Origin of the sequence: Streptomyces sp. NPDC014764, assembly GCF_043082785.1 — a bacterium.
GTDB lineage: Bacteria > Actinomycetota > Actinomycetes > Streptomycetales > Streptomycetaceae > Streptomyces > Streptomyces althioticus.
This window is the reverse complement of the sequence record NZ_JBIBXY010000041.1, coordinates 1,958-5,346: the sequence shown is the minus strand read 5'-3', so window position 1 is coordinate 5,346 and position 3,389 is coordinate 1,958. Positions and strand designations below refer to the sequence as shown.

Below are 3,389 nucleotides of genomic sequence, written 5' to 3'. Positions count from 1 at the left end.
GTTCGGCGGCGTCCTACTCTCCCACAGGGTCCCCCCTGCAGTACCATCGGCGCTGTAAGGCTTAGCTTCCGGGTTCGGAATGTAACCGGGCGTTTCCCCTACGCTATGACCACCGAAACACTATGAAACTCTCAACCGCACCACACCGTGACCATGGCATGGGGTTGTTCGTGGTTTCAGAACCAACACAGTGGACGCGAGCAACTGAGGACAAGCCCTCGGCCTATTAGTACCGGTCAACTCCACACGTTACCGTGCTTCCATATCCGGCCTATCAACCCAGTCGTCTACTGGGAGCCTTACCCTCTCTAGGAGGTGGGAGTCCTCATCTCGAAGCAGGCTTCCCGCTTAGATGCTTTCAGCGGTTATCCCTCCCGAACGTAGCCAACCAGCCATGCCCTTGGCAGAACAACTGGCACACCAGAGGTTCGTCCGTCCCGGTCCTCTCGTACTAGGGACAGCCCTTCTCAAGACTCCTACGCGCACAGCGGATAGGGACCGAACTGTCTCACGACGTTCTAAACCCAGCTCGCGTACCGCTTTAATGGGCGAACAGCCCAACCCTTGGGACCGACTCCAGCCCCAGGATGCGACGAGCCGACATCGAGGTGCCAAACCATCCCGTCGATATGGACTCTTGGGGAAGATCAGCCTGTTATCCCCGGGGTACCTTTTATCCGTTGAGCGACGGCGCTTCCACAAGCCACCGCCGGATCACTAGTCCCGACTTTCGTCCCTGCTCGACCCGTCGGTCTCACAGTCAAGCTCCCTTGTGCACTTACACTCAACACCTGATTGCCAACCAGGCTGAGGGAACCTTTGGGCGCCTCCGTTACTCTTTAGGAGGCAACCGCCCCAGTTAAACTACCCATCAGACACTGTCCCTGATCCGGATCACGGACCCAGGTTAGACATCCAGCACGACCAGACTGGTATTTCAACGACGACTCCCCCTGAACTGGCGTCCAGAGTTCAAAGTCTCCCAGCTATCCTACACAAGCCGAACCGAACACCAATATCAAACTGTAGTAAAGGTCCCGGGGTCTTTCCGTCCTGCTGCGCGAAACGAGCATCTTTACTCGTAGTGCAATTTCACCGGGCCTATGGTTGAGACAGTCGAGAAGTCGTTACGCCATTCGTGCAGGTCGGAACTTACCCGACAAGGAATTTCGCTACCTTAGGATGGTTATAGTTACCACCGCCGTTTACTGGCGCTTAAGTTCTCAGCTTCGCCCCACCGAAATGGAGCTAACCGGTCCCCTTAACGTTCCAGCACCGGGCAGGCGTCAGTCCGTATACATCGCCTTACGGCTTCGCACGGACCTGTGTTTTTAGTAAACAGTCGCTTCTCGCTGGTCTCTGCGGCCACCCCCAGCTCACGGAGTAAATCCGATCACCGGTTGTGGCCCCCCTTCTCCCGAAGTTACGGGGGCATTTTGCCGAGTTCCTTAACCATAGTTCACCCGAACGCCTCGGTATTCTCTACCTGACCACCTGAGTCGGTTTAGGGTACGGGCCGCCATGAAACTCGCTAGAGGCTTTTCTCGACAGCATAGGATCATCCACTTCACCACAATCGGCTCGGCATCAGGTCTCAGACACAAGGTGTGCGGATTTGCCTACACACCGTCCTACACCCTTACCCCGGGACAACCACCGCCCGGGATGGACTACCTTCCTGCGTCACCCCATCACTCACCTACTACCAGCTCGGGTCACCGGCTCCACCACTCCGACCTCGTCCGAAGACTCAGCCGGCGGCTTCACGGGCTTAGCATCACTGGATTCGATGTTTGACGCTTCACAGCGGGTACCGGAATATCAACCGGTTATCCATCGACTACGCCTGTCGGCCTCGCCTTAGGTCCCGACTTACCCTGGGCAGATCAGCTTGACCCAGGAACCCTTAGTCAATCGGCGCACACGTTTCTCACGTGTGAATCGCTACTCATGCCTGCATTCTCACTCGTCAACCGTCCACAACTCGCTTACGCGGCTGCTTCACCCGGCAGACGACGCTCCCCTACCCATCCCAGAAGGCGTTGGCCCTATATTCTGGAATGACACGACTTCGGCGGTACGCTTGAGCCCCGCTACATTGTCGGCGCGGAATCACTAGACCAGTGAGCTATTACGCACTCTTTCAAGGGTGGCTGCTTCTAAGCCAACCTCCTGGTTGTCTGTGCGACTCCACATCCTTTCCCACTTAGCGTACGCTTAGGGGCCTTAGTCGATGCTCTGGGCTGTTTCCCTCTCGACCATGGAGCTTATCCCCCACAGTCTCACTGCCGCGCTCTCACTTACCGGCATTCGGAGTTTGGCTAAGGTCAGTAACCCGGTAGGGCCCATCGCCTATCCAGTGCTCTACCTCCGGCAAGAAACACACGACGCTGCACCTAAATGCATTTCGGGGAGAACCAGCTATCACGGAGTTTGATTGGCCTTTCACCCCTAACCACAGGTCATCCCCCAGGTTTTCAACCCTGGTGGGTTCGGTCCTCCACGAAGTCTTACCTCCGCTTCAACCTGCCCATGGCTAGATCACTCCGCTTCGGGTCTTGAGCGTGCTACTAAAACGCCCTATTCGGACTCGCTTTCGCTACGGCTTCCCCACCCGGGTTAACCTCGCAACACACCGCAAACTCGCAGGCTCATTCTTCAAAAGGCACGCAGTCACGACGTTGAGTGCAAGCACTCAACGCGACGCTCCCACGGCTTGTAGGCACACGGTTTCAGGTACTATTTCACTCCGCTCCCGCGGTACTTTTCACCATTCCCTCACGGTACTATCCGCTATCGGTCACCAGGGAATATTTAGGCTTAGCGGGTGGTCCCGCCAGATTCACACGGGATTTCTCGGGCCCCGTGCTACTTGGGTGTCTCTCAAACGAGCCGCTGACGTTTCGACTACGGGGGTCTTACCCTCTACGCCGGACCTTTCGCATGTCCTTCGCCTACATCAACGGTTTCTGACTCGTCTCATGGCCGGCAGACCATGAAAGAGAGATCCCACAACCCCGAATGCGCAACCCCTGCCGGGTCTCACACGCATACGGTTTGGCCTCATCCGGTTTCGCTCGCCACTACTCCCGGAATCACGGTTGTTTTCTCTTCCTGCGGGTACTGAGATGTTTCACTTCCCCGCGTTCCCTCCACACTGCCTATGTGTTCAGCAGCGGGTGACAGCCCATGACGACTGCCGGGTTTCCCCATTCGGACACCCCCGGATCAAAGCCTGGTTGACGACTCCCCGGGGCCTATCGTGGCCTCCCACGTCCTTCATCGGTTCCTGGTGCCAAGGCATCCACCGTGCGCCCTTAAAAACTTGGCCACAGATGCTCGCGTCCACTGTGCAGTTCTCAAACAACGACCAACCACCCATCACCCCG

Annotated in this window: 2 rRNA genes; both read right to left on the bottom strand. The window is 57.1% G+C overall.

Annotation, left to right across the window (positions count from 1 at the left end):
- A 5S ribosomal RNA gene (rrf, locus tag ACF1AG_RS34660) occupies nucleotides 1–117 on the bottom strand.
- A gap of 89 nt (nucleotides 118–206) precedes the next feature.
- Nucleotides 207–3,331: ribosomal RNA gene (locus ACF1AG_RS34655) — 23S ribosomal RNA — on the bottom strand.
- Between the last annotated feature and the right edge of the window lie 58 nt (nucleotides 3,332–3,389).